We start from the raw sequence: 23,445 nt of genomic DNA on the forward strand, positions 1-23,445 counted from the left end.
AGCACCTGTCCGGAAAACGCTTACGCGTTTCCGTTCACGTTGAGTTTAAGTTCCGCTGCAAAGGATAGCATGCGATTAAGCGGCAGTAACGCCGCCTCACGCAGCGTCTCATCCACCTGAATCTCATGTTCCACCCCACCCGACTCCAGCGCCTCTGCGATGGCTTTAAGGCCGTTCATCGCCATCCAGGGACAGTGAGCACAGCTGCGGCAGGTGGCACCTTCACCGGCAGTCGGCGCTTCAAGCAGCTCTTTATCCGGCACCGCCTGCTGCATTTTGTAGAAGATGCCGCGATCGGTCGCCACAATCATCTGCGGATGCGGCAGGGATTTGGCGGCCTGAATCAGCTGGCTGGTCGAGCCGACCGCATCGGCCAGATCGACAATCGCCTGCGGTGACTCAGGATGCACCAGCACTGCCGCGTCGGGATAGAGCGCTTTCATACGCTGCAGCGCCTGGGTTTTGAACTCGTCGTGCACAATGCAGGCACCCTGCCAGCAGAGCACGTCCGCGCCCGATTTTTGGGTGACGTAGCGGCCAAGATGGCGATCCGGCGCCCAGATAATTTTTTCGCCCAGACTGTCGAGGTGCTCAATCAGCTCGACCGCAATGCTTGAAGTCACCACCCAGTCGGCCCGCGCTTTTACCGCCGCCGAAGTATTGGCGTAGACCACCACGGTGCGATCGGGATGGGCGTCGCAAAAGGCGTTAAACTCTTCAATCGGGCAGCCGAGATCCAGTGAGCACTCCGCCTGCAGCGTCGGCATCAGTACGGTTTTCTCCGGGCTGAGGATTTTGGCGGTTTCCCCCATAAAGCGCACGCCGGCCACCAGCAGTGTCGTCGCCGAATGGTTGCTGCCAAAGCGTGCCATCTCCAGAGAGTCGGAAACGCAGCCGCCCGTCTCTTCTGCCAGCGCCTGAATTTCCGGATCGGTGTAGTAGTGCGCCACCATCACCGCGTTTCGCGCCTTCAGCAGCGCTTTAATTTTCTCACGGTAGAACGCCTTCTCGTCGTCACTCAGGCGAGCGGGTTTGGGCGGAAAGGGATAAACGGCGCTTTCTGGATCGAACATCACACTCATGACACAGCTCTCGTTTTGTCTAATTAACGAAAATCGCCTGTTCCGGCGACTTATGGCGTAGAATCCGCCATCGTGTTTTATATGCTAAACACGATAGCGGAAAAGCCTGGCTGTGTCGTGCGATATTTATTCTGTCTGCATCACAGCGCCGACCCTGCCGGGCTGCGTTTCATCTGCCAGTACCAGCGGTTTTTGCGGCGCTTCCAGTGCCAGCAGAAAGGCTTTGATATCCAGTCCGCCCGCAAAGCCGGTCAGCTTGCCGTTGGCTCCAATCACGCGGTGGCACGGTGCGACAATTGAGAGCGGATTACGCCCATTGGCGGCCCCGACGGCACGCACCGCCAACGGATGGCCGATCTCCCGCGCAATCTGGCTGTAGCTGCGCGTCTCACCAAACGGGATAGCCACCAGCGCCTGCCAGACTTTTTTCTGAAACTCAGTGCCGACAAAATCGAGCGGCAGCTCAAAGCAGCGACGAGCACCGGTGAAGTATTCGCTGAGCTGACGCTCAGTTTCGATCAGAATGGGATGATCGTCATCGCGCGTTTGCGGCAAAAACCGGGTGCGTTTTGGATCGTCGTTTTCCCACAAAATACCCGCCAGGCCGCTATCGCTGGCGACCAGTTTCAGTTCACCCACCGGGGTGACTATCGGTTTGAAGTAGTACATGGTGATTCTCCCGTCACGGTTCTGTCGCCTATTATCGCACTTTTCATCAGCCTGACTGGCTGTTTTCGGTCATGGCGATAAACTGTTGTGCTGTCCGAAAACAGCCAGTCTGCCGGGATTCACCGGTGTAGGCTGCGCTTATTTACCGGAGAACTGCCATGCTCGATCCCGACATTGCCTATCAGGCGCTGACCTCTCGTGATACCCGCTTTGACGGCGTTTTCTTTGTTGGCGTGACCTCAACCGGTATCTATTGTCGTCCGGTCTGCCCGGTCAAAGCGCCGATGCAGAAGAACTGCCTTTTCTTCAGCAGCGCGGAAGCGGCGGAGAAAGCCCGCTTTCGCCCCTGCCTGCGCTGTCGGCCCGAACTGGCACCCGGTAATGCGCCGGTTGATCAGCCGCACCGTGTGGCAGAGCGGCTGGTTCAGCGTATCGAGGAAGGCATGCTGGAGGAACGTGAAGGACTGGAGGCGATTGCCGCTGAATTCGGTATCAGCCTGCGTCAGCTGCGCCGTATCGTGCAGCAGGAGCTGGGTGTCTCGCCGCTGGAGCTGAAGCAGACGCGGCGCATGCTGCTGGCTAAACAGCTGCTGACCGAAACCGGCCTGCCGATTATTGACGTTGCCTATGCCAGCGGCTTTGGCAGCCTGCGGCGCTTTAATGATGTCTTCCAGGCGCGTTACCGCATGACGCCAGGCGCGCTGCGCAGGGACGATACGGGCTCTCAGTGTGCGCAGCCCGGCGACCGCGTGACGCTGCGGCTGGCCTATCGCCCTCCCTATGACTGGGCGGCGATGCTCTGGTTTTTGCAGACGCATCTGATGAAAGAGGTTGAGGCGGTGGAAGATGGCTGCTGGCGACGCACCGTGGTGCTGGGCCGCTGCCGGGGCTGGGTCTCTGTTTCGCATCTGCCGCAAAAGAACGCGCTGCAGGTGACGCTCTCAACCTCGCTGACGCCGGTTCTGCCTCTGCTGCTGCGCCGTCTGCGCGATCTGTTCGATCTCGACGCACAGCCGCAGCGTATCGCCGCCTGTCTGGCGCAGGACCCACTGCTGGCACCCAGCCTGATCTCGCATCCGGGTCTGCGTGTGCCTGGCGCATTCGACGCCTTTGAGCTGGGCGTGCGCGCCATTATTGGCCAGCAGGTGACGGTCAAAGCGGCCACCACGGTCAGCAGCCGTTTTGCCGCCGCCTTTGGCGAACCCTGTGAGACGCCGTTCGCCGATCTGACCCGCTACACCGCCCATCCTGAACGCATTGCCGGACTGACGGTAGACGATGTCGCGCCGATGGGGATTGTCAGTGCCGCCCGCTCCCGCGCCATCATCGCCTTTGCAAATGCCTGCGCCAGCGGAGATTTGCGTCTCAGCGCCGCTCAGGCGCCAGACGAGGTCATCAAAAAACTGGTCAGCCTGCCGGGTATTGGTCCCTGGACCGCGCACTACATCGCGATGCGCGCCCTGCGCTGGCCGGATGCCTTTCCCAAAGAGGATATTGCCATCCGGAATAACCTGGGCGGCATGTCATCGAAAGAAGCGGAGGCGCGATCGCAGTCATGGCGTCCCTGGCGCAGCTATGCAGTGATGCATATCTGGGAGAGCCTAGCAGTAGCAAAGGCAAAGAAAAAGCCGTGACGGCGAGAGTGGGGGCAAATCTGCCAGCAATACAGAAGCTCAACGCGCAGGGAACAGGGTCAGAAGAGAATGGCGCGGGCCGACAGCCATCGCCAGAGGCTTTTCCAGACTGCTTACAAACTCGCACCCGACTGGATTTGGCCGCAACGAAAAAGCTCAACGCGCAGGGAACAGGGTCAGAAGAGGAAAGCGTCCCGCGCCAGGGACGGCGCGGGCCGAGCATGTCATGGATGACGGCTTTTGAGTCTTTCCGATCTGACCCTGTTCTCTACGCAGGCTCGATCTCACAGCGGAACGGGCCGGAGTTTGCTCACAACTTCAAAAACCAATCACGTTTTGCTTTGAAAAAGTAATCAGATACCGCAGAAACAAAAAAAGCGCCCTGAGGGCGCTTTTTTCTTAATTGGTGGGTCGTGCAGGATTCGAACCTGCGACCAATTGATTAAAAGTCAACTGCTCTACCAACTGAGCTAACGACCCGCTGGGGGCTTACAACCGTTCAACACGCCAGGCGGCTGAGATAAGATGGTGGGTCGTGCAGGATTCGAACCTGCGACCAATTGATTAAAAGTCAACTGCTCTACCAACTGAGCTAACGACCCATCTTAGGTTGTGAAGCAATGCTGAAGTGTTCTTCTTAAAACTGCGCGGTAAAAGCGCGTCTGAGGAAGATGGTGGGTCGTGCAGGATTCGAACCTGCGACCAATTGATTAAAAGTCAACTGCTCTACCAACTGAGCTAACGACCCATCTTCAGGCTTACCAGACACTTTGCAATGTGTCCCGGCAACGGCGGCATATATTACTGATTTAGCGGGGTAGCGCAACTCTTATTTCTGCTAAAGGCTTCAGTTGCTTACCTTTCATACGGCAAGACCAGAAATCACACGATATCTGGCCTGAACCGTACAGATTACAGACTTGTCAGACGTTTTTGCGCCTGCTTAGCAGATTCGGTGTCTGGATAAAGTTTGATCACCTGCTGGAAGACCGCTTTAGCTTTCGCTGTGTCTTTTTTCTCCTGCATGATGACGCCCACTTTCAACAACGCTTCTGCAGCTTTTGGCGACTTCGGATAGTTTTTCACTACCGTGGCGTAATAGTAAGCCGCGTCGTCCTTTTTGCCTTTGTTATAGTTCAGCTGTCCCAGCCAGTAATTGGCGTTCGGCTGATAGGTCGAATCCGGGTAACGTTTTACCCACGCCTGGAGCGCGCTGATCGCCTGATCATACTGTTTCTTCTCCAGAATCAGCGCCACAGCCGCATTGTAATCGCTGTTAGCGTCACCGGTCTGCGCAGGTGCGCTATCCGTTGATGCTGCCCCGCCTGCGGTTGCTGCTGCGCCGGTATCCGCTGCGGCACTGCTGCCGGCTGCCTGCTGACCGCCGCTGGTGCTGGCGCTGCTCAGGCTGTCAATCTGCTGGTAAAGCTGCTTCTGCCGCTCAACCACCTGATTCAACTGATACGTGTTTTGCTGGATTTGCCCACGCAGCGCGTCGATATCACGCTGGTTATCGCTCATCTGCTGCTGCAATTGCTGCATCAGCTGTGCCTGGGCATTAGAAATTCGTTCAAGAGTGGTGACACGGTCTTCGACCGAGCCGGAGCCAACGCTACTGATTGACGCTTGGGCATTAGCGGCCCAGGGGGCCGCTACGCCAATCAGTAACGACAGACTCAACAGGTGATGTCTGAAGTTACTAACCATGTGATTCTCTTAGTAGACCAGAACGGCACGACGGTTTTTAGAATACGCTGCTTCGTCATGACCCAGAACAGCTGGCTTCTCTTTACCGTAAGATACGATAGACATCTGATCAGCCGACACGCCTTTGCCCTGCAGGTACATTTTAACCGCGTTAGCACGACGTTCGCCCAGGGCGATGTTGTATTCCGGCGTACCGCGCTCATCCGCATGACCTTCGATGGTCACTTTGTATGACGGGTTGCTGCGCAGGAAGGTTGCATGCTGATCCAGCATCTGTGCGTAATCAGACTGAACGTCATACTTGTCCAGGCCGAAGTACACGATGTTGTTCTGCTGCAGCTGCTGCATCTGCAGACGAGCCTGCTCGTCAGAAGACATGTTGCCGCCGTTGCCGTTCATGCCAGAATTTGCACCGTAAGCGCCGCCATCAGCGCCCATGCCAGTCTGGTCATTGTTGTTGTTCTTGTGTGAGCTACAAGCCGCTACTGCCAGAACCGGCAGAGCCAGCATCAAACCCTTCAGCACTTTGTTCAGTTGCATTTCAAAATCCCATTATTGTTTATTGTTTGTGATGTCTGAACTGTCAGACATTACAGATACGGCGACCAGGCAGGAAATTTTACCTGTCCATCAGTTGCCGGAAGACGCGCTTTGAAACGGCCGTCGGTAGAAACCAACTGCAACACGGAACCCATACCCTGAGTAGAGCTGTAGATTACCATTGTGCCATTGGGTGCCAGGCTCGGCGTTTCATCCAGGAACGTGTCCGTTAACGTTTGAACGGCTCCCGTTTCCAGATCCTGTTTGGCGACGTGTTGAGCACCACCGTTGGTGCTAATCATCACCATTGACTTACCATCTGTTGCGACATCCGCATCCTGGTTCTGACCGCCTTCCCAGGTAATACGTTGTGGCGCGCCACCGTTAAGTCCGACTTTGTAGATTTGTGGAGCACCAGCCTGATCGGAGGTGTAAGCCAGCGTCTGGCTGTCCGGGAACCAGGTTGGTTCGGTGCTGTTATAGCGACCATCGGTAATCTGACGCGTCTGACCTGAGGCCAGATCCATCACATAGAGGTTCAGGCTGCCGGTTTTAGAGAGCGCAAACGCCAGTTTAGAGCCATCCGGCGAGAACGCTGGGGCACCGTTGTGACGTGGATAGGAGGCGATCTGACGGATAGCACCGTTCGACAGCGTCTGTACCACCAGCGCAGATTTGCCGCTTTCAAAGGTCACGTAAGCGACTTTGCTGCCATCCGGAGACCAGGCTGGCGACATCAGCGGCTGTGGTGAACGGTGCACGACAAACTGATTGTAACCATCGTAGTCAGCAACGCGCAGCTCATACGGGAACTGGCCGCCGTTAGTCTGCACCACATAGGCGATACGGGTACGGAAAGCGCCCTTGATGCCGGTCAGCTTCAGGAACGTTTCGTCACTGGCCGTGTGAGCGGCATAACGCAGCCACTGCTTCGTCACTTTATAACTGTTTTGTGCCAGCACGGTACCGGGAGCACCGCCGGTGTCGACCAGCTGGTACGAAACCTGATAGCTGCCATCCGGGTTAGACGCGACCTGACCGACGACCACGGCATCAATGCCGAGTGCACTCCACGCGGCAGGCTGAACTTCCTGCGCGCTGGCAGGCTGCTGTGGCAGACGCGAGCGATCCAGTGGATTAAATTTGCCACTGTTGCGCAGGTCAGCTGCAACGATGCCGCCGATATCTTCCGGCGCTGCGCCAGCACCGGCCCATTTAAACGGCACCACGCCAATCGGGCGCGCAGTGTTGACACCCTGGGTGATCTCAATTCGAACTTCTGCATGCAGCATGGCTGCCCACAGCAGGATAAAAAAGCCTAACGTAACGCGAAGAGCTTGCTTCATTTTATCTCCCTTATCTGAACCTCAGTCCACGATAATTGGCACTGTTCCTGGAAACCACGAGTACAACTTAAGTACGGCACGCTAAACATAGATCAACTTGCCGCCCGTTACTGCATTATTGCGGTTTAAAACGCATTGGGGCGTTTTTAAACACTTCGTAGACCGCCTGCGAAGGCGGCTTCGGAATACGTGCCTGTTTTGCGGCAGCAATCGCGGCCTGACAGAGCGCGGGATCGCCACCCTCTGACTTAACATCAATCAACAAGCCATCAGGCGCAAGTTTAATCCGCAAATCACAGGTTTTTCCGCGATACAGATCCGCATCATAGAATCGGCTCTGAATCGCACTCACAACCTGACCCATGTAGGAGTTGATTTCCGCGCCTGATGCACCCGCTTTCTTCTGGTTTCCCTGCCCTGCTGCGCCGCCAGAGGTGCCGCTTTTCGGTGCATTTTTACCGGAAGCGAGTCCACCCAGCAAATCATCGACATCGCTGTCGTTGGCAGCATCGGCGGCGGCTTTCGCTTTAGCATCCGCTTTGGCCTTAGCGGCAGCATCGGCTTTGGCTTTCGCCGCGGCATCGGCTTTCGCTTTCGCGGCAGCTTCTGCCTTCTCTTTGGCGGCCTCTTTAGCCGCTTCCGCTTTCTCTTTTGCTGCTTCTGCGGCTTTCTCTTTCGCCGCCTCTGCGGCTTTTTCTTTGGCTTCAGCAGCTTTTTGTTTAGCCTCTTCAGCCGCTTTGGCTTTGGCATCCGCCGCCGCTTTCACTTTGGCTTCAGCTGCGGCTTTCGCATCTGCTTCAGATTTCGCCTTCGCTTCCGCAACGGCTTTCTCTTTTGCAGCAGCGGCAGCGGCGGCTTTCGCCTGCTGATCAGCCTGCTTCTTTGCTTCGGCTGCGGCCTGTTTCGCCTGCTCAGCCGCGGCTTTTGCCTGCGCATCTGCCTGAGCTTTTGCATCCGCTTTGGCTTTGGCAGCCGCCGCTTCCGCCGTTTTTTGCTGCTCCTGCGCCTGCTTAGCAGCGTCTTCGGCAGCCTTCTGCTGCTCAGCCTGCTGTTTTGCCTCTTCTTTCGCGGTTTCCTGCGCGGCTAAACGCTCTTTTTCCAGCGCTTTCAGACGCTGCTGTTCAGCAGCCTGTTTCTGTTGCAGCTCTTCAGCCTGCTGCTGCGCCTGCTTTTTACGCTGCTGCTCAGCCCGCTGGCTGTCACTTTGCTGGTTCTGCTGACGATTGTATTGACTCACGACGGCACCGGGATCGACCATCACTGCATCAATATCACTGCCTCCGCCACCCGCACTGCTGGCGTCAATGTGCTCATTAAACGAGCTCCAAATCAGCAGCGCGATCAGCACGATATGCAGAATCACCGAAATGATTATCGCGCGCTTTAACTTCTCGTTTTGCTCGGTTGCCTTCGACACACTCGGTTCCCAAAAAACGGTTCGATTTTAAATCGGCTGCGTCATCAAACCGACAGATTTAACACCCGCCTGGTGCAGCAGGTTGAGCGCTTTAATAATTTCATCGTAAGGCACCTCTTTCGCGCCCCCGATCAAAAAGACCGTCTTAGGATTCGCTTCCAGTCGACGCTGCGCTTCGCTGATTACCTGCTCTGGCGGAAGTTGATCCATACGATCGTGATCCACGACCAGGCTGTACTGACCCACGCCCGCCACTTCGACAATCACCGGCGGATTATCATCGCTGGCAACGGTTTTCGAATCGGTCGCATCAGGCAGATCCACTTCCACGCTCTGGGTAATAATGGGCGCCGTTGCCATGAAGATCAGCAACAGCACCAACAGGACGTCCAGTAGCGGAACGATGTTGATTTCCGACTTCAGGTCGCGGCGTTTGCGACCACGTACTCTGGCCATCATTAACCTCTATTTACTTAGCGCTATCGCTGGAGAAAGCCTGGCGATGCAGAATGGCAGTGAACTCTTCCATGAAGTTGTCGTAGCCCTGCTCCAGTTTGTTCACGCGCTGGTTCAGACGGTTGTACGCCATCACCGCCGGAATCGCGGCAAACAGACCGATAGCGGTCGCAATCAACGCTTCAGCGATACCCGGTGCAACCATCTGCAGGGTTGCCTGCTTCACGGCACCCAGTGCGATAAAGGCGTGCATGATCCCCCAGACGGTGCCGAACAGTCCGATATAAGGGCTGATAGAACCGACGGTGCCGAGGAATGGAATGTGGTTTTCCAGCGCTTCCAGCTCACGGTTCATCGAGATGCGCATCGCACGGCTCGCACCATCAATGACCGCTTCCGGCGCATGGCTGTTGGCGCGATGCAGGCGGGCGAACTCTTTAAAGCCGGAATAGAAAATCTGCTCCGAACCACCCAGTTCTTCCCGCCGCTCCTGGCTCTCCTGATAGAGGCGCGAGAGTTCGATGCCGGACCAGAATTTGTCTTCAAACGCCTCCGCTTCTCTTCCCGCCGCATTCAGAATACGTGTGCGCTGAATAATGATGGCCCAGGAGGCAATAGAAAAGCCGATCAAAATCAACATGATAAGTTTGACCAGAAGGCTCGCCTTCAGGAACAAATCAAGAATGTTCATGTCAGTCACTGCTTGAACTCCGCGACAATAGACTTGGGAAGCGCAATCGGCTTCATTAGATGTGGGTTAATGCAGGCAATCAGGACTTCTGCCTCATTGAGCACTTTGCCTTCAGTATTCACGATACGCTGAGTGAACGTCATGGTAGCCCGTGTCATTGATGTGACCTCGCTCTGGATCTCCAGAAGGTCATCAAGACGCGCCGCCGCCAGATAGTCCACCGATATTCGCCGTACCACAAAAGCGATCTGCTGTTCTAACAGCGTCTGCTGATTGAAATGGTGCTGTCGCAACATTTCAGTACGTGCTCGTTCATAAAAAGCGATATAGCTGGCGTGATAAACCACACCACCGGCATCAGTATCTTCGTAGTAGACCCGAACCGGCCAGCGAAACAGCGTTGTACTCACTCTACATCCCGGCCTCGTTTTAAACGTTGTTACTATACGCAAGAGAATTGGGGTTGGGAATGGCTCGTCAGAGCCAGGCGAAAATAATTATCGCTCCGTAACAAACGGAACGATTTCAGGGAGATTAATTGACCAGACGCTGACAAAAATTCACTGACAGCGCCGATGAGGCGGGGTCTTAAAGATAAAAACGGTAAAGCGCAATAAATAGCACCAGCATGGCGGGTAACGGGGCAAACAGCGCCTGCCATCGGGTTTGCTTTGGCCGGAAGCCCACACCGTGGATCACCCCACTGCAGACCGCCCAGATCAGCACCAGCCCCTGCAGAGCCGGTAACTGGCCTGCCTGATTGGCAAAGCGTGTCGGATCCCACATCACGCCGCCTGCGGTCAGCAGCGCCAGCAGCAGTGAAAGGGCCCGTAACGGGCCCTTATCCATCAGATCATACAGCATCCGAATTAGCGTTCGCATCAGTGAGGCTCATCCTGCGCTTCAATGTGCTCAATCGCCAGCGCGGTCACGATACCAAAGGCACAGGCCAGCAACGTGCCGAGAATCCAGGCAAAATACCACATGCGACGTCTCCTTAATTAATAGAGTGAGTGACTGTTGCTTTCAATATGCTCTTTGGTGATACGACCAAACATCTTCCAGTAGCACCAGGTGGTGTAGGCCAGAATGATCGGCACAAAGATAGCGGCGGCAACGGTCATGGTTTGCAGCGTCAGCAGGCTGGACGTTGCGTCCCACATGGTCAGGCTCACACCCGGCACCGTGCTGGATGGCATGATGAACGGGAACATTGCAATACCGGCTGTCATGATGACGCAGGCCAGCGTCAGTGAGGAGAACAGGAACGCCCAGGCGCCCTTCTCAACCCGCGAGCAGAGTATGGTCAGCAGCGGCAGCACAGCGCCCAGCAGCGGGAACAGCCACAACACAGGGTGGTTCTGGAAGTTGACCATCCAGGCACCCGCTTCGCGCACCACGGTTTTGCCCAGTGGGTTAGAGGCGGCGAAGTGATCCATAGTGCTGGTCACCACATAACCATCGATACCATATTTCACCCAGACGCCCGCCAGGATAAAGCAGACCATCATCACCAGGGCGGCAAGTTGTGCTGCGGTGCGTGAACGCAGATGCAGTTCGCCGGTAGTGCGCATCTGCAGATAGGTTGCACCCTGCGCCAGAATCATCGCCACACTGACCACACCCGCCAGCAGCCCAAACGGATTCAGCAGCTGGAAGAAGTTACCGGTATAGAACAGGCGCAGATACTCATCGGCATGGAACGGCACGCCCTGTAACAGGTTGCCAAACGCTACGCCGATCACCAGCGGCGGCACGAAGCTGCCAATGAAAATCCCCCAGTCCCAGGCACCGCGCCAGCGATTGTCTTCAATCTTCGAACGGTAATCGAAGCCAACCGGACGGAAGAACAGCGACGCGAGCACCAGAATCATCGCCACGTAGAAGCCAGAGAAGGCTGCCGCGTAGACCATCGGCCAGGCGGCAAACAGCGCGCCACCTGCGGTGATCAGCCAGACCTGGTTACCGTCCCAGTGTGGAGCGATACTGTTAATCATGATGCGACGTTCAGTATCATTCCGGCCCAGAATGCGCGTCAGCATCCCGACACCCATATCAAAACCATCTGCGACGGCAAAGCCAATCAGCAGTACGCCAATCAACAGCCACCAGACAAAGCGCAGAACTTCATAATCAAACATGGTCGCTCTCCTTATCCCTGTACCGGCTGGGTGATTGCCGTGATCTGCTCATGATGATAACGCCCGGTTTTCAGGCTGCTCGGCCCAAGGCGGGCGAATTTGAACATCAGGTACATCTCAGCCACCAGGAACATTGTGTAGAGTCCGCAGATCAGGATCATGGAGAACAGCAGATCGCCAACGGTCAGGGAGGAGTTGGCTACCGCAGTCGGCAGCACTTCACCGATAGCCCAGGGCTGACGACCATACTCCGCCACAAACCAGCCTGATTCGATAGCGATCCACGGCAGCGGAATACCAAACAGCGCCGCTTTCAGTAACCAGCGATTTTTGCCGATGCGGTTACGCAGTACGCTCCAGAACGCCAGCGCGATAATGCCCAGCAGCAGTACGCCACACAGCACCATGATGCGGAAGGCAAAATAGAGCGGGGCGACACGCGGGATAGAGTCCTGCGTCGCCTGTTTAATCTGCGCTTCGGTTGCATCAGCCACGTTGTCGGTATAACGCTTCAGCAGCAGACCGTAGCCGAGATCCTGTTTGTGACTGTTGAACGCGTCACGCACCGCCGGATCCTGGCTGCCACCGCGCAGCTCATTCAGCAGGGCATAGGCTTTCATGCCGTTGCGGATGCGCACTTCATGCTGTGCCATCAGATCTTTCAGGCCGGTGACCGGCGTATCGGTAGATCGGGTGGCAATCAGGCCCAGCAGCCAGGGGATCTGTACTGCGTATCGGTTCTCCTGAGTGGCCTGATCGGGCAGGCCAAACAGGGTAAACGAGGCCGGTGCCGGCTGGGTTTCCCACTCCGCTTCGATAGCGGCCAGTTTGGTTTTCTGCACGTCACCCATTTCGTAACCTGACTCATCGCCCAGAACGATGACTGACAGCACCGCCGCCATGCCAAAGCTGGCCGCGATAGCGAACGAGCGTTTAGCAAAGGCGAAATCACGGCCTTTCAGCATGTACCAGGCGCTGATGCCCATAATAAACATTGCACCGGTGGTGTAACCGGCTGCCACGGTGTGCACGAATTTCACCTGCGCGACCGGGTTCAGCACCAGCTCTGAGAAGCTGACCATCTCCATGCGCATGGTTTCGAAGTTGAACTCAGAGGCGATCGGGTTCTGCATCCAGCCGTTAGCCACCAGAATCCACAGCGCCGACATGTTTGAGCCCAGCGCCACCAGCCAGGTGACGGCGAGGTGCTGCACTTTGCCCAGGCGATCCCAGCCAAAAAAGAACAGGCCAACAAAGGTGGATTCCAGGAAGAACGCCATCAGACCTTCGATGGCGAGCGGCGCGCCGAAGATATCGCCAACGTAGTGAGAGTAATATGACCAGTTAGTCCCGAACTGAAATTCCATGGTCAGGCCGGTGGCGACACCCAGCGCAAAGTTAATACCAAATAACTTGCCCCAGAACTTCGTCATATCTTTATAGATTTGTTTGCCGCTCAGGACATATACCGTTTCCATGATCGCCAGCAAAAACGCCATACCCAGCGTTAAAGGGACGAACAGAAAATGGTACATCGCCGTTAAGGCAAACTGTAACCGCGACAGCTCGACGATATCTAACATAAGGACTCCTTGCTCCTCGCTTTGTCTCCGTCACGCGCGCGAACAGATCGAACGCAATCAGAGTCAGCAACGACTGTTTATTGATTCCAGTTTTTTATTACCCGCAGAACAGGTCTGTGAGCTGCCCGAACAGGCGAGTAGCGAATGAAGCAGCTCAGAAAATTGTCAATCAGCGCTTTCGTTAACGCGTGCTTTAACAGGAGGAAAGCGGGTGTTATCCCGGGTTGAGCAGACGTTTGAAAATTAGTGTAAAAGGCTGGATTGATGCAGCGCAATTTACGCCCTTAGCGTTGCGCTTTGCCAGAGATATAGTTGGATATAAGTCGCGATTAATTGATCTGGATTAACGCAATAAGTTTCCAGATAGGGTCAGGTAGGTTTCTTGTTAATGAGATGTCAGTAATGAAATAAAGCGCGAAGAAATAATTTACCTTTGACACTTTTCCTTAACGTGATGAGCCGCAGACCGGTTATTTAACCGCGCACTCTTCTCTTTAGCTTCCTGCGTTATAGCTGTCATTTACAGGCATAAAAAAAGCCACCCGAAGGTGGCTTAGTCTCAGATGACGCTGACTTATTTAGCAGGTAATACGGCTTTAACTGCGTCACCGATATCCGCCAGGCTGCGGACGGTTTTCACGCCTGCCGCTTCCAGCGCAGCAAATTTCTCATCTGCTGTACCTTTACCACCGGCAATGATGGCGCCAGCATGGCCCATACGCTTGCCTTTCGGCGCGGTGACGCCAGCAATGTAGCCTACAACCGGCTTGGTCACGTGCTCTTTAATGAAGGCTGCAGCTTCTTCTTCTGCGCTACCGCCGATCTCACCGATCATCACGATAACTTCAGTCTGTGGATCATCCTGGAACATTTTCAGGATGTCGATGAAGTTAGAGCCTGGGATCGGGTCACCACCGATGCCAACGCAGGTTGACTGGCCGTAGCCGATATCCGTGGTCTGCTTAACCGCTTCATAGGTCAGGGTGCCTGAACGTGACACGATACCGACGCGGCCCGGCTGGTGAATGTGGCCCGGCATGATGCCGATTTTACATTCGCCTGGGGTGATAACGCCTGGGCAGTTTGGACCGATCATCCGCACGCCTGCTTCATCCAGCTTCACTTTCACGGTCAGCATATCCAGGGTCGGGATGCCTTCGGTGATGGTGATGATCAGTTTGATGCCCGCGTCGATCGCTTCCAGGATGCCATCTTTACAGAAAGGAGCCGGAACGTAGATCACGGTGGCGGTCGCGCCGGTTGCTTCTACCGCTTCGCGTACGGTGTTGAACACCGGCAGGCCTAGATGGGTCGTGCCACCTTTGCCTGGCGTCACGCCGCCAACCAGTTGGGTGCCGTATGCCAGCGCCTGCTCAGAATGGAAAGTCCCCTGGCCACCGGTGAAACCCTGGCAAATGACTTTGGTGTTTTTGTCGATCAGAATGGACATTATTTACCCTCCGCGGCAGCAACAACACGCTGTGCGGCGTCTGTCAGGCTGGTTGCTGCAATGATGTTCAGACCGCTGTCCGCCAGTTTCTGGGCGCCCAGCTCGGCGTTGTTACCTTCCAGACGTACCACAACTGGTACGTTCACACCCACTTCAGCGACTGCGCCGATGATGCCGTCGGCAATCAGGTCGCAGCGTACGATACCGCCGAAGATGTTAACGAATACGGCTTTAACCGCATCGTCAGACAGGATGATTTTGAAGGCTTCGGTCACGCGCTCTTTGGTTGCGCCGCCGCCGACATCAAGGAAGTTGGCCGGTTGACCGCCGTGGTGTTTAACGATGTCCATGGTGCCCATCGCCAGACCTGCGCCGTTAACCATACAACCGATGTTGCCTTCCAGCGCAACATAGTTCAGTTCCCACTGTGTCGCATGGGCTTCACGTGGATCTTCCTGGCTTGGATCGCGCATTTCGCGCAGCTCTGGCTGACGGAACAGGGCATTGCCATCGGCACCCAGTTTGCCATCCAGGCAGATCAGGTCGCCCTGTTTGGTGATCACCAGCGGGTTGATCTCAACCATCGCCAGATCGCGCTCCAGGAACAGTGTCGCCAGACCCATGAAGATCTTGGTGAACTGGCCAACCAGCTTGCCAGTCAGGCCAAGTTTGAACGCCAGCTCACGACCCTGATAAGGCTGCGGGCCGGTCAGTGGATCCAGCGCCATTTTGTGGATCAGGTGCGGGGTCTCTTCCGCCACTTTTTCAATTTCCACGCCGCCTTCAGTGGAGGCCATGAAAATTACGCGACGCGTTGCGCGATCGACCACAGCGCCCAGATAGAGCTCCTGATCGATATCGGTCGCCGCTTCAACCAGAATCTGGTTTACCGGCTGGCCGTTTGCGTCTGTCTGATAGGTAACCAGGCGTTTGCCCAGCCAGTTTTCAGCAAAAGCGCGAATCTCTTCTTTGCTGTTAACCACTTTCACACCGCCCGCTTTACCGCGGCCACCGGCATGAACCTGACATTTAACTACCCACGGGCCTGCGCCAATTTTAGAGGCTGCTTCTTCCGCTTCACGTGGTGTAGTACAGGCGTAACCCGTTGGTGCCGGCATGCCATACCGTGCAAACAGTTGTTTCGCCTGGTATTCGTGTAAGTTCATGATGTTCTATCCATTCAGGTCTGAAAAGAGTAATGAGGTTGGGCGCGCGGCAAGGCGCGCCCGGTGAAAATCAGACATCCAGCAGCAGGCGCGCCGGATCTTCCAGCATCTCTTTCACTGCAACCAGATAACCAACTGATTCACGGCCATCGATCAGACGGTGGTCGTAGGAGAGCGCCAGATACATCATCGGCAGCACCACAACCTGACCATTGACCGCCATCGGGCGATCTTTGATGGCGTGCATGCCCAGGATGGCGCTCTGCGGTGGGTTGATGATCGGGGTGGACATCAGTGAACCAAAGACGCCGCCGTTGGTAATGGTAAAGTTACCGCCGGTCAGATCCTCAACTGTCAGCTTGCCGTCACGGCCTTTCACTGCCAGCTCTTTGATTTTCTTCTCGATGTCCGCCATGCTCAGCGCATCCACGTCACGCAGGACGGGTGTAACCAGACCACGTGGCGTAGAGACCGCAATGCTGACGTCGAAGTAGTTGTGGTAAACCACATCTTCACCATCGATAGAAGCATTCACTTCCGGATAGCGTTTCAGCGCTTCAACAACCGCTTTGATGTAGAAGGACATAAAGCCCAGACGTACACCGTGACGCTTCTCGAAGGCCTCACCATACTGCTTACGCAGATCCATGATGGGCTTCATGTTGATTTCGTTGAAGGTGGTCAGCATCGCGGTGCTGTTCTTCGCTTCCAGCAGACGCTCGGCAACACGCTTACGCAGACGGGTCATCGGCACGCGTTTTTCGCTGCGGTTAGCCACTGGCTGCTGCGCGGCGGCCGCATCAGCAGCTGGCGCAGCGGCTTTGGCAGCCTGCGGTTTGTTAGCCAGATGTTTTTCAACATCTTCACGGGTCAGACGACCACCAACACCGCTGCCTTTGATCTGCGAGGCATCAAGATTGTGCTCTGCAATCAGACGGCGGATAGCCGGGCTGAGCGCATCGTTGCTCTCTTCTTCCAGTGACGCAGTCTGACGCTGAGCCGGGGTAGACTCTTTGCTTTCAGACTTCGCGCTGCTCTCTTTACCGGCGCTGTTGCCCTCTTTCAGACGACCCAGGATCTGGCGGGAAGTGACGGTGGCGCCCTCTTCTTCCAGAACGGCTTCCAGGATACCGTCCGCAGAGGCTGGCACTTCCAGTACAACTTTGTCAGTTTCGATTTCGACCAGCACTTCATCGCGAGTGACTGCATCGCCTGGTTTTTTATGCCAGGTTGCCACAGAGGCATCGGCAACCGATTCAGGCAGGTCGGGAACGAGAATATCTACGCTACTCATTATCTTTCCTTTTAATTAATTAACGTTCAGCGCGTCATTAACCAGGTCTTGCTGCTGTTGTTGGTGTACGGACATGTATCCCACGGCCGGTGAGGCGGATGCCGGGCGGCCTGCATAACGTAAGGTGGCACCAAACGGCACAACTTCACGGAAATGATGCTGACTGCAATACCAGGCGCCCTGATTCAGTGGCTCTTCCTGACACCAGACAAAATCCTGCACGTGAGCATACGCTTTTAATGCTTCCTGTACCGCGTGATGCGGGAACGGATAGAGCTGCTCGATGCGCACGATAGCCACATCGGTCTGCTCATTTTTACGACGCTGCTCCAGCAGGTCGTAATAGACTTTACCGGAGCACAGCACGACGCGTTTCACGCCCTGCGGATCCAGATCATCGACTTCGCCAATAGCAGGCTGGAAGCTGCCGTTAGCCAGTTCATCCAGCGTGGAGATCGCCAGTGGATGACGCAGCAGTGATTTCGGCGACATCACAATCAGCGGACGGCGCATACCGCGCAGCGCCTGACGACGCAGCATATGGTAAACCTGCGCAGGGGTAGACGGCACGCAGACCTGCATGTTCTGCTCAGCGCAGAGTTGCAGATAACGTTCCAGGCGCGCAGAGGAGTGCTCTGGCCCCTGACCTTCATAACCGTGTGGCAGCAGCATCACCAGGCCACACATCCGGCCCCATTTCTGCTCACCGGAGCTGATGAACTGGTCGATAACAACCTGTGCGCCGTTGGCGAAGTCACCAAACTGCGCTTCCCAGATGGTCAGGATGCGCGGCTCTGCGGTGGCATAACCATATTCAAAGGCCAGTACCGCCTCTTCTGACAGCACGGAGTCCCACACTTTGAACTGACCCTGACCGCTGTGCACGTGGTGCAGAGGGGTATAGGTTGAGCCGTTCGCCTGGTTATGGACTACCGCGTGACGATGGAAGAAGGTTCCGCGACCGGTATCTTCACCCGACAGACGCACCGGAATGCCTTCATCAACCAGCGTGGCATATGCCAGGTTTTCCGCGCCGCCCCAGTCAAAGGCTTTCTCGCCTTCAGCCATCAGGCGACGGTCGTTATAAATCTTGGCAACACGCGACTGCACTTCCACCTCTTCAGGCACCTGGCTGATACGCAGCGCCAGCTCCTTCAGACGTTTCATGTCGACCTGAGCCGGGTAAGGTTCATCCCACTCATGATTCAGGTAAGGTGACCAGGTAAAGGAGTGCAGGCTCATTGGACGCCATTCCGGCACCACACACTCACCCGCATCCAGCGCGTCACGGTAGAGATTGACCATTTCGGTCGCATCTTCCTGCGTGGCAATGGCTTCACCTTCCAGACGGTCGGCATAGATTTTACGCGGCGTCGGGTGTTTTTTGATTTTCTGGTACATCAGCGGCTGGGTCGCACTTGGCTCATCCGCCTCGTTGTGACCATGACGGCGATAGCAGACCAGATCGATAAACACATCACGCTTAAAGGTGTTGCGATAGTCGAGCGCCAGACGGGTTACAAACGCGACCGCTTCCGGATCGTCAGCATTGACGTGGAAAATCGGTGCCAGCACCATTTTGCCGATATCGGTGCAGTAAGGGGTCGAACGCGCATCTTTCGGGTTGGAGGTGGTGAAGCCAACCTGGTTGTTGATGACGATGCGAACGGTACCGCCCACTTCATAACCGCGCGCCTGTGACATGTTCAGAGTTTCCTGAACCACGCCCTGGCCAATCACGGCCGCATCACCATGAATGGTGATCGGTAAGACTTTATTGCTGGCTGGCTCATCCAGACGATCCAGACGGGCACGCACTGAACCCATGACCACCGGGCTGACGATCTCCAGATGCGACGGGTTAAACGCCAGCGCCAGGTGAACCAGGCCGCCTTCGGTTTCCACGTCAGACGAGAAGCCCATGTGGTACTTCACGTCACCGGTGCCCAGATGCTCTTTGTGCTTACCGGCGAACTCGTCGAACAGGTCCTGTGGCTTTTTACCCAGCACGTTGATCAGCACGTTGAGACGACCACGGTGCGCCATACCCAATACGACTTCACGGGTTCCGCTCTTACCGGCATGACGGATCATTTCGCGCAGCATCGGAACCAGTGCATCGCCGCCTTCCAGCGAGAAGCGTTTGGCACCCGGGAATTTCGCTCCGAGATATTTTTCCAGCCCTTCGGCCGCGGTCAGCTCTTTCAGGAAACCTTTTTTCTCTTCATTGCTGAAGGCTGCACGGCCCGCGACTGACTCAAGACGCTGCTGAATCCAGCGTTTCTCATCAGTGTTGTTGATGTGCATATATTCTGCACCGATCGAGCCGCAGTAAGTCTGAGTCAGCGCCTCGAACAGTTCGGCCAGCTTCATGGTCTCTTTGCCAATGGCAAAAGAGCCGACGTTAAAGCTTTCCTGAAAATCGGCCTCGGTCAGATCGTGAAAAGCGGGATCGAGATCGGCTACCCGGTCCTGTTTCCACAGACCAAGCGGGTCAAGATTGGCGTGCTGATGACCGCGGAAACGAAACGCGTTAATCAGCTGCAGCACTTTTACTTGCTTGGAGTTGGTTTCAGGATCGGAGACAGATGAGGTGTAACGAGATGCGTCTTTCGCCAGGCGACGGAAGTACTCACGTGTGGTGGAGTGAAACTGCTCAGGTTTCATTCCGGTGCCCGGTAACTGCTGGAACATCGAGCGCCACACTGCATCGACAGAGTCAGGATCGGTCAGGAAATCCTCATAGAGCTGCTCTATGTAAGACTGATTCGCGCCGGCCAGCCAGGAAGAGTCCAGCCAGGGCTTCATCGCGCTGTTCTGCATTGTGATCCCTTAAGCATTGCTATGCTTTTTTGAGGTTTCATTTGTTGCCGCTTTCGCGGTTTGCCGTAGTGAGTTCAGCGATACGAGCACTTTGCGCAGCGCGCGTGGCCCGTAAGGGAACCTTTGTAAACGTGGTAATCACCGCGCTTACAGAGGCTTCCGTAAAACACCGGGAACCTGAGGTTCCCGGCAGAAACTGCTTATGCGCCGCGCTGCAGCAGCATCGACTTGATATGGCCGATGGCGCGCGTCGGGTTCAGCCCTTTCGGACATACGCTCACACAGTTCATGATGCTATGGCAGCGGAATACGCTGAAAGCATCATTCAGATTGTCGAGACGCGCCTCGGTTTCGGTGTCGCGGCTGTCAATCAGGAAGCGGTACGCGGCCAGCAGGCCAGCAGGACCGATGAACTTCTCAGGATTCCACCAGAATGATGGGCATGAGGTTGAGCAGCAGGCACAGAGTATACATTCGTACAGGCCATCCAGGTGTTCACGCTCATCCGGCGACTGCAGATGTTCACGAGCTGGCGGATTTTCCCCATTATTCAACAGGAAAGGCTTAATTTTCTCATACTGTGCATAAAACTGGCTCATGTCTACAACCAGGTCACGCACCACCGGTAAACCTGGCAGCGGACGGATAACAATTTTCTGTTTGCCGTTGCCCAGCGCCGAGACGGGCGTAATGCAGGCCAGTCCGTTTTTACCGTTCATGTTCAGGCCATCGGAACCGCAGACGCCTTCACGACAGGAGCGACGAAACGCCAGGGTCGGATCTTTCTCTTTCAGGCGAATCAGTGCGTCCAGCAGCATCATGTCGCGACCATCTTCCGCTTCCAGGGTGTAATCCTGCATGCGCGGTTTGTCATCGACGTCCGGATTGTAGCGATAAATTGAAAACTCGAGTCTCATGATCGTCTCCGAAATTAGTAGGTACGCACTTTCGGCGGGAAGGCCGCGCGCAGTTTCGGCTGCATGTTCACCTCACGGCGCGTCATGCTTTCGGTTTCCGGGACATAAAGACTGTGGCACAGCCAGTTTTCATCATCACGATCCGGGAAGTCGAAGCGACTGTGCGCACCGCGGCTTTCGGTGCGATAGTTAGCCGCTACCGCCGTGGCAAAGGCCGTCTCCATCAGGTTATCCAGCTCCAGGCACTCAATACGCTGGGTGTTGAAATCCGGTGAGCGGTCATCCAGACGCGCTGACTTCAGGCGCTGGCGAATCTCTTTCAGCTCTTCCAGACCCTGTGCCATCGCTTCGCCTTCACGGAATACCGAGAAGTTATTCTGCATGCAGCGTTGCAGCGCTTTACGAATCTCAACCGGATCTTCACCCGTGGTGTTGTTTTCCCAGCGGTTGAAACGCGCCATCGCCCCGGCGATCTCATCTTCTGTGGCATCACGCAGGTCGCCCTGCTCCTGAATACTCGCCAGCAGATGCAGACCCGCTGCACGGCCAAAGACCACCAGGTCGAGCAGTGAGTTACCGCCCAGACGGTTGGCACCATGCACCGATACGCAGGCGATTTCACCGACGGCGAACAGGCCTGGAATCACTACATCTTCGCCCTGCTCATTGACGCGCAGTGCCTGGCCGGTCACTTTGGTCGGAATACCGCCCATCATGTAGTGGCAGGTCGGAATGACCGGAATCGGCTCTTTAATCGGATCGGCGTGCGCAAAGGTGCGTGACAGCTCAAGGATGCCAGGCAGACGTGACTCAAGCACCTCTTTACCCAGATGATCCAGTTTCAGTTTGAGATGTGGACCCCACGGGCCATCACAGCCGCGACCTTCACGGATTTCAATCATCATTGAGCGCGCAACCACGTCGCGGCCCGCCAGATCTTTGGCGTTCGGCGCATAACGCTCCATGAAGCGTTCGCCATGTTTGTTCAGCAGATAGCCGCCTTCACCACGGCAGCCTTCGGTGACCAGCACGCCCGCACCGGCGATACCGGTTGGGTGGAACTGCCACATCTCCATATCCTGCACCGGTACGCCCGCACGCAGTGCCATACCTACGCCGTCACCGGTGTTGATATGCGCATTGGTGGTGGACTGGTAGATACGGCCCGCGCCGCCAGTGGCCAGAATGGTCGCTTTCGCTTTGAAATAAACCGTTTCGCCGGTTTCGATGCAGATAGCGGTACAACCCACGACTGCGCCATCGGCGTTTTTCACCAGATCCAGTGCATACCACTCAGAGAAGATAGTGGTTTTGTTTTTCAGGTTCTGCTGATAAAGAGTGTGCAGCAATGCGTGACCGGTACGGTCAGCCGCAGCCGCCGTACGCGCCGCCTGCTCGCCACCGAAATTCTTTGACTGGCCACCAAACGGACGCTGGTAGACTCGACCATCTTCCAGACGCGAGAAAGGCAGACCCATGTGTTCCAGTTCCAGAATCGCTTCCGGGCCGGTTTTACACATATATTCAATCGCGTCCTGGTCGCCGATGTAGTCGGAACCTTTGACGGTGTCGTACATGTGCCATTCCCAGTTATCTTCATGGGTATTACCCAGCGCAACGGTAATACCGCCCTGCGCAGATACGGTGTGGGAACGGGTCGGGAAAACTTTAGATAACAGGGCACAGCTCTGGCCGCCCTGGGAGATTTGCAGTGCGGCTCGCATTCCTGCGCCACCTGCGCCGATTACCACGGCATCGAACTCTCTGATTGGCAAACTCATTTACACACCCCACACCACAACAAATCCATAAATCGCATACCACAACAGCGCCACGACAATCACAAACTGCAACAACAAGCGGGTTGGCAGTGATTTAACGTAGTCTGTTAACACCTGCCACATGCCAATCCAGCCGTGGATCAGAATGGAGAACAGCGTCAGCAGCGTGAACACTTTGGTGAATGCGGAAGCGAAGAAGCCACGCCACAGGTCATAAGTCAGCGTGTCTGTCATCACCACGAAACCGAGGATATAGACGATGTAGAGCGTAATGAGAATTGCAGTTGCCCGCAGCAGCAGCCAGTCCTGAATGCCGTTGCGACCCAATGCGGATGCATTGCTTACCATACGAGGACTCCCGCCAGAATTGCCAGCACGACAGTGATCACAAAAGTCATATGAGCGGAACGCTTACCAACCTGCAGCGTTTCGGCCAGATAACCAAAATCCATCAACATATGACGAATCCCGCTCACCGCGTGATAGGCCAGCGCCGTTAAGATGCCCCACATAATGAACTTCGCGAAGAAGCCATCCATGATGGACGCAGCGTGCTGGAAACCTTCAGGAGAGGAGAGAGAGAGACCGAGCAGCCACAGCAGGATGCCAATGGCAACCAATGTGATTACGCCGGAGACGCGGTGAAGAATGGACGATATTGCAGTAACGGGAAACCGGATCGTCGAGAGATCCAAGTTGACAGGTCTTTGTTTTTTCACGGTTTTGCCCACACAGCTCTTTTTTATTT

The 23,445-nt window shown here is 55.7% G+C and carries 22 protein-coding genes and 3 tRNA genes; 1 reads left to right on the plus strand and 24 read right to left on the minus strand.

The features are described from left to right. Nucleotides 1-20: 20 nt before the first annotated feature. Together nadA and HFD87_RS02185 are read right to left on the minus strand one after the other, a co-directional pair. Nucleotides 21-1,082, minus strand: a complete 1,062-nt coding sequence (gene nadA / locus HFD87_RS02180) for a quinolinate synthase NadA (RefSeq protein WP_167422886.1) — start codon at nucleotides 1,080-1,082, stop codon at nucleotides 21-23. A gap of 126 nt (nucleotides 1,083-1,208) precedes the next feature. Continuing rightward, the gene (locus HFD87_RS02185) at nucleotides 1,209-1,751 is read right to left on the minus strand and encodes a methylated-DNA--[protein]-cysteine S-methyltransferase (RefSeq protein WP_010260149.1); all 543 of its coding nucleotides are present in this window, start codon (nucleotides 1,749-1,751) and stop codon (nucleotides 1,209-1,211) included. Nucleotides 1,752-1,909: 158 nt separating this feature from the next. Between HFD87_RS02185 and HFD87_RS02190 the strand changes: the two genes are divergently transcribed. Further along, nucleotides 1,910-3,385 (plus strand): AlkA N-terminal domain-containing protein, encoded by a 1,476-nt coding sequence (locus tag HFD87_RS02190; protein ID WP_167422887.1) that lies wholly within the window; start codon nucleotides 1,910-1,912, stop codon nucleotides 3,383-3,385. A 404-nt stretch (nucleotides 3,386-3,789) separates the two neighbouring features. Here the strand turns inward: HFD87_RS02190 and HFD87_RS02195 are convergent. The 22 genes from HFD87_RS02195 to sdhC all read right to left on the minus strand — a co-directional run bounded on the left by HFD87_RS02195 (nucleotide 3,790) and on the right by sdhC (nucleotide 23,428). Then, nucleotides 3,790-3,865: transfer RNA gene (locus HFD87_RS02195), tRNA-Lys, on the minus strand. Between the two features lie 46 nt (nucleotides 3,866-3,911). Further along, nucleotides 3,912-3,987, minus strand: a tRNA-Lys gene (locus HFD87_RS02200). Nucleotides 3,988-4,057: 70 nt separating this feature from the next. Next, nucleotides 4,058-4,133, minus strand: a tRNA-Lys gene (locus tag HFD87_RS02205). Between the two features lie 164 nt (nucleotides 4,134-4,297). Then, the gene (gene cpoB, locus HFD87_RS02210; protein ID WP_045140667.1) at nucleotides 4,298-5,092 is read right to left on the minus strand and encodes a cell division protein CpoB; all 795 of its coding nucleotides are present in this window, start codon (nucleotides 5,090-5,092) and stop codon (nucleotides 4,298-4,300) included. A 9-nt stretch (nucleotides 5,093-5,101) separates the two neighbouring features. Next, nucleotides 5,102-5,632, minus strand: a complete 531-nt coding sequence (pal, locus tag HFD87_RS02215; RefSeq protein ID WP_010260771.1) for a peptidoglycan-associated lipoprotein Pal — start codon at nucleotides 5,630-5,632, stop codon at nucleotides 5,102-5,104. A 50-nt stretch (nucleotides 5,633-5,682) separates the two neighbouring features. Then, nucleotides 5,683-6,978 (minus strand): Tol-Pal system beta propeller repeat protein TolB, encoded by a 1,296-nt coding sequence (tolB, locus tag HFD87_RS02220; protein WP_010260769.1) that lies wholly within the window; start codon nucleotides 6,976-6,978, stop codon nucleotides 5,683-5,685. A 115-nt stretch (nucleotides 6,979-7,093) separates the two neighbouring features. Then, the gene (gene tolA / locus HFD87_RS02225) at nucleotides 7,094-8,395 is read right to left on the minus strand and encodes a cell envelope integrity protein TolA (RefSeq protein ID WP_022626037.1); all 1,302 of its coding nucleotides are present in this window, start codon (nucleotides 8,393-8,395) and stop codon (nucleotides 7,094-7,096) included. 27 nt (nucleotides 8,396-8,422) lie between these two features. Beyond that, nucleotides 8,423-8,851 carry a colicin uptake protein TolR gene (gene tolR / locus HFD87_RS02230; protein WP_010260764.1) on the minus strand — a complete coding sequence of 143 codons (429 nt, stop codon included), beginning with the start codon at nucleotides 8,849-8,851 and terminating at the stop codon, nucleotides 8,423-8,425. A gap of 13 nt (nucleotides 8,852-8,864) precedes the next feature. Next, on the minus strand, nucleotides 8,865-9,551 hold the full coding sequence (gene tolQ / locus HFD87_RS02235) for a Tol-Pal system protein TolQ (protein WP_010260762.1): 687 nt from the start codon (nucleotides 9,549-9,551) through the stop codon (nucleotides 8,865-8,867). Continuing rightward, the gene (gene ybgC, locus HFD87_RS02240) at nucleotides 9,548-9,952 is read right to left on the minus strand and encodes a tol-pal system-associated acyl-CoA thioesterase (RefSeq protein ID WP_010260759.1); all 405 of its coding nucleotides are present in this window, start codon (nucleotides 9,950-9,952) and stop codon (nucleotides 9,548-9,550) included. The genes tolQ and ybgC overlap by 4 nt, the downstream gene beginning before the upstream one ends. A gap of 178 nt (nucleotides 9,953-10,130) precedes the next feature. Next, entirely contained in the window at nucleotides 10,131-10,424 is a 294-nt protein-coding gene (gene ybgE / locus HFD87_RS02245; protein ID WP_022626040.1) for a cyd operon protein YbgE, read from the minus strand. After that, a complete protein-coding gene (gene cydX / locus HFD87_RS02250) occupies nucleotides 10,424-10,528 on the minus strand; it encodes a cytochrome bd-I oxidase subunit CydX (protein WP_010260755.1) in 105 nt (34 codons plus the stop codon). Before cydX ends, ybgE begins: the two co-directional genes overlap by 1 nt. A gap of 15 nt (nucleotides 10,529-10,543) precedes the next feature. Further along, a complete protein-coding gene (cydB, locus tag HFD87_RS02255; protein ID WP_010260752.1) occupies nucleotides 10,544-11,683 on the minus strand; it encodes a cytochrome d ubiquinol oxidase subunit II in 1,140 nt (379 codons plus the stop codon). An 11-nt stretch (nucleotides 11,684-11,694) separates the two neighbouring features. Next, a complete protein-coding gene (gene cydA, locus HFD87_RS02260; RefSeq protein ID WP_010260749.1) occupies nucleotides 11,695-13,266 on the minus strand; it encodes a cytochrome ubiquinol oxidase subunit I in 1,572 nt (523 codons plus the stop codon). 574 nt (nucleotides 13,267-13,840) lie between these two features. Then, complete coding sequence (gene sucD, locus HFD87_RS02265; protein WP_010260744.1) at nucleotides 13,841-14,716, minus strand: succinate--CoA ligase subunit alpha; 876 nt, start codon at nucleotides 14,714-14,716, stop codon at nucleotides 13,841-13,843. Beyond that, nucleotides 14,716-15,882, minus strand: a complete 1,167-nt coding sequence (sucC, locus tag HFD87_RS02270) for an ADP-forming succinate--CoA ligase subunit beta (RefSeq protein WP_003853151.1) — start codon at nucleotides 15,880-15,882, stop codon at nucleotides 14,716-14,718. Before sucC ends, sucD begins: the two co-directional genes overlap by 1 nt. 70 nt (nucleotides 15,883-15,952) lie before the next feature. Next, nucleotides 15,953-17,176, minus strand: coding sequence for a 2-oxoglutarate dehydrogenase complex dihydrolipoyllysine-residue succinyltransferase (gene odhB, locus HFD87_RS02275; protein ID WP_010260740.1), 1,224 nt, complete (start codon nucleotides 17,174-17,176; stop codon nucleotides 15,953-15,955). A gap of 15 nt (nucleotides 17,177-17,191) precedes the next feature. Then, nucleotides 17,192-19,999 (minus strand): 2-oxoglutarate dehydrogenase E1 component, encoded by a 2,808-nt coding sequence (sucA, locus tag HFD87_RS02280; RefSeq protein ID WP_010260738.1) that lies wholly within the window; start codon nucleotides 19,997-19,999, stop codon nucleotides 17,192-17,194. Nucleotides 20,000-20,199: 200 nt separating this feature from the next. After that, the gene (locus HFD87_RS02285) at nucleotides 20,200-20,916 is read right to left on the minus strand and encodes a succinate dehydrogenase iron-sulfur subunit (RefSeq protein WP_010260736.1); all 717 of its coding nucleotides are present in this window, start codon (nucleotides 20,914-20,916) and stop codon (nucleotides 20,200-20,202) included. A 14-nt stretch (nucleotides 20,917-20,930) separates the two neighbouring features. Then, nucleotides 20,931-22,697, minus strand: coding sequence for a succinate dehydrogenase flavoprotein subunit (gene sdhA, locus HFD87_RS02290; RefSeq protein WP_022626042.1), 1,767 nt, complete (start codon nucleotides 22,695-22,697; stop codon nucleotides 20,931-20,933). Then, nucleotides 22,698-23,045, minus strand: a complete 348-nt coding sequence (gene sdhD, locus HFD87_RS02295; RefSeq protein ID WP_009091417.1) for a succinate dehydrogenase membrane anchor subunit — start codon at nucleotides 23,043-23,045, stop codon at nucleotides 22,698-22,700. Continuing rightward, nucleotides 23,039-23,428 carry a succinate dehydrogenase cytochrome b556 subunit gene (gene sdhC, locus HFD87_RS02300; protein WP_029519433.1) on the minus strand — a complete coding sequence of 130 codons (390 nt, stop codon included), beginning with the start codon at nucleotides 23,426-23,428 and terminating at the stop codon, nucleotides 23,039-23,041. Before sdhC ends, sdhD begins: the two co-directional genes overlap by 7 nt. Nucleotides 23,429-23,445 lie beyond the last annotated feature (17 nt).

It is taken from the genome of Pantoea sp. EKM21T (assembly GCF_011800405.1).
Classification (GTDB): Bacteria; Pseudomonadota; Gammaproteobacteria; order Enterobacterales; family Enterobacteriaceae; genus Pantoea; species Pantoea agglomerans.

What these genes read in the sequence shown, in the direction of transcription:
- nadA (WP_167422886.1), bottom strand. Translation starts at nt 1,082, where the DNA reads ATGAGTGTGATGTTCGATCCAGAAAGCGCCGTTTATCCCTTTCCGCCC.
- HFD87_RS02185 (WP_010260149.1), bottom strand. Translation starts at nt 1,751, where the DNA reads ATGTACTACTTCAAACCGATAGTCACCCCGGTGGGTGAACTGAAACTG.
- HFD87_RS02190 (WP_167422887.1), top strand. Translation starts at nt 1,910, where the DNA reads ATGCTCGATCCCGACATTGCCTATCAGGCGCTGACCTCTCGTGATACC.
- cpoB (WP_045140667.1), bottom strand. Translation starts at nt 5,092, where the DNA reads ATGGTTAGTAACTTCAGACATCACCTGTTGAGTCTGTCGTTACTGATT.
- pal (WP_010260771.1), bottom strand. Translation starts at nt 5,632, where the DNA reads ATGCAACTGAACAAAGTGCTGAAGGGTTTGATGCTGGCTCTGCCGGTT.
- tolB (WP_010260769.1), bottom strand. Translation starts at nt 6,978, where the DNA reads ATGAAGCAAGCTCTTCGCGTTACGTTAGGCTTTTTTATCCTGCTGTGG.
- tolR (WP_010260764.1), bottom strand. Translation starts at nt 8,851, where the DNA reads ATGGCCAGAGTACGTGGTCGCAAACGCCGCGACCTGAAGTCGGAAATC.
- ybgE (WP_022626040.1), bottom strand. Translation starts at nt 10,424, where the DNA reads ATGCGAACGCTAATTCGGATGCTGTATGATCTGATGGATAAGGGCCCG.
- cydX (WP_010260755.1), bottom strand. Translation starts at nt 10,528, where the DNA reads ATGTGGTATTTTGCCTGGATTCTCGGCACGTTGCTGGCCTGTGCCTTT.
- cydB (WP_010260752.1), bottom strand. Translation starts at nt 11,683, where the DNA reads ATGTTTGATTATGAAGTTCTGCGCTTTGTCTGGTGGCTGTTGATTGGC.
- cydA (WP_010260749.1), bottom strand. Translation starts at nt 13,266, where the DNA reads ATGTTAGATATCGTCGAGCTGTCGCGGTTACAGTTTGCCTTAACGGCG.
- sucD (WP_010260744.1), bottom strand. Translation starts at nt 14,716, where the DNA reads ATGTCCATTCTGATCGACAAAAACACCAAAGTCATTTGCCAGGGTTTC.
- sucC (WP_003853151.1), bottom strand. Translation starts at nt 15,882, where the DNA reads ATGAACTTACACGAATACCAGGCGAAACAACTGTTTGCACGGTATGGC.
- odhB (WP_010260740.1), bottom strand. Translation starts at nt 17,176, where the DNA reads ATGAGTAGCGTAGATATTCTCGTTCCCGACCTGCCTGAATCGGTTGCC.
- sucA (WP_010260738.1), bottom strand. Translation starts at nt 19,999, where the DNA reads ATGCAGAACAGCGCGATGAAGCCCTGGCTGGACTCTTCCTGGCTGGCC.
- HFD87_RS02285 (WP_010260736.1), bottom strand. Translation starts at nt 20,916, where the DNA reads ATGAGACTCGAGTTTTCAATTTATCGCTACAATCCGGACGTCGATGAC.
- sdhA (WP_022626042.1), bottom strand. Translation starts at nt 22,697, where the DNA reads ATGAGTTTGCCAATCAGAGAGTTCGATGCCGTGGTAATCGGCGCAGGT.
- sdhD (WP_009091417.1), bottom strand. Translation starts at nt 23,045, where the DNA reads ATGGTAAGCAATGCATCCGCATTGGGTCGCAACGGCATTCAGGACTGG.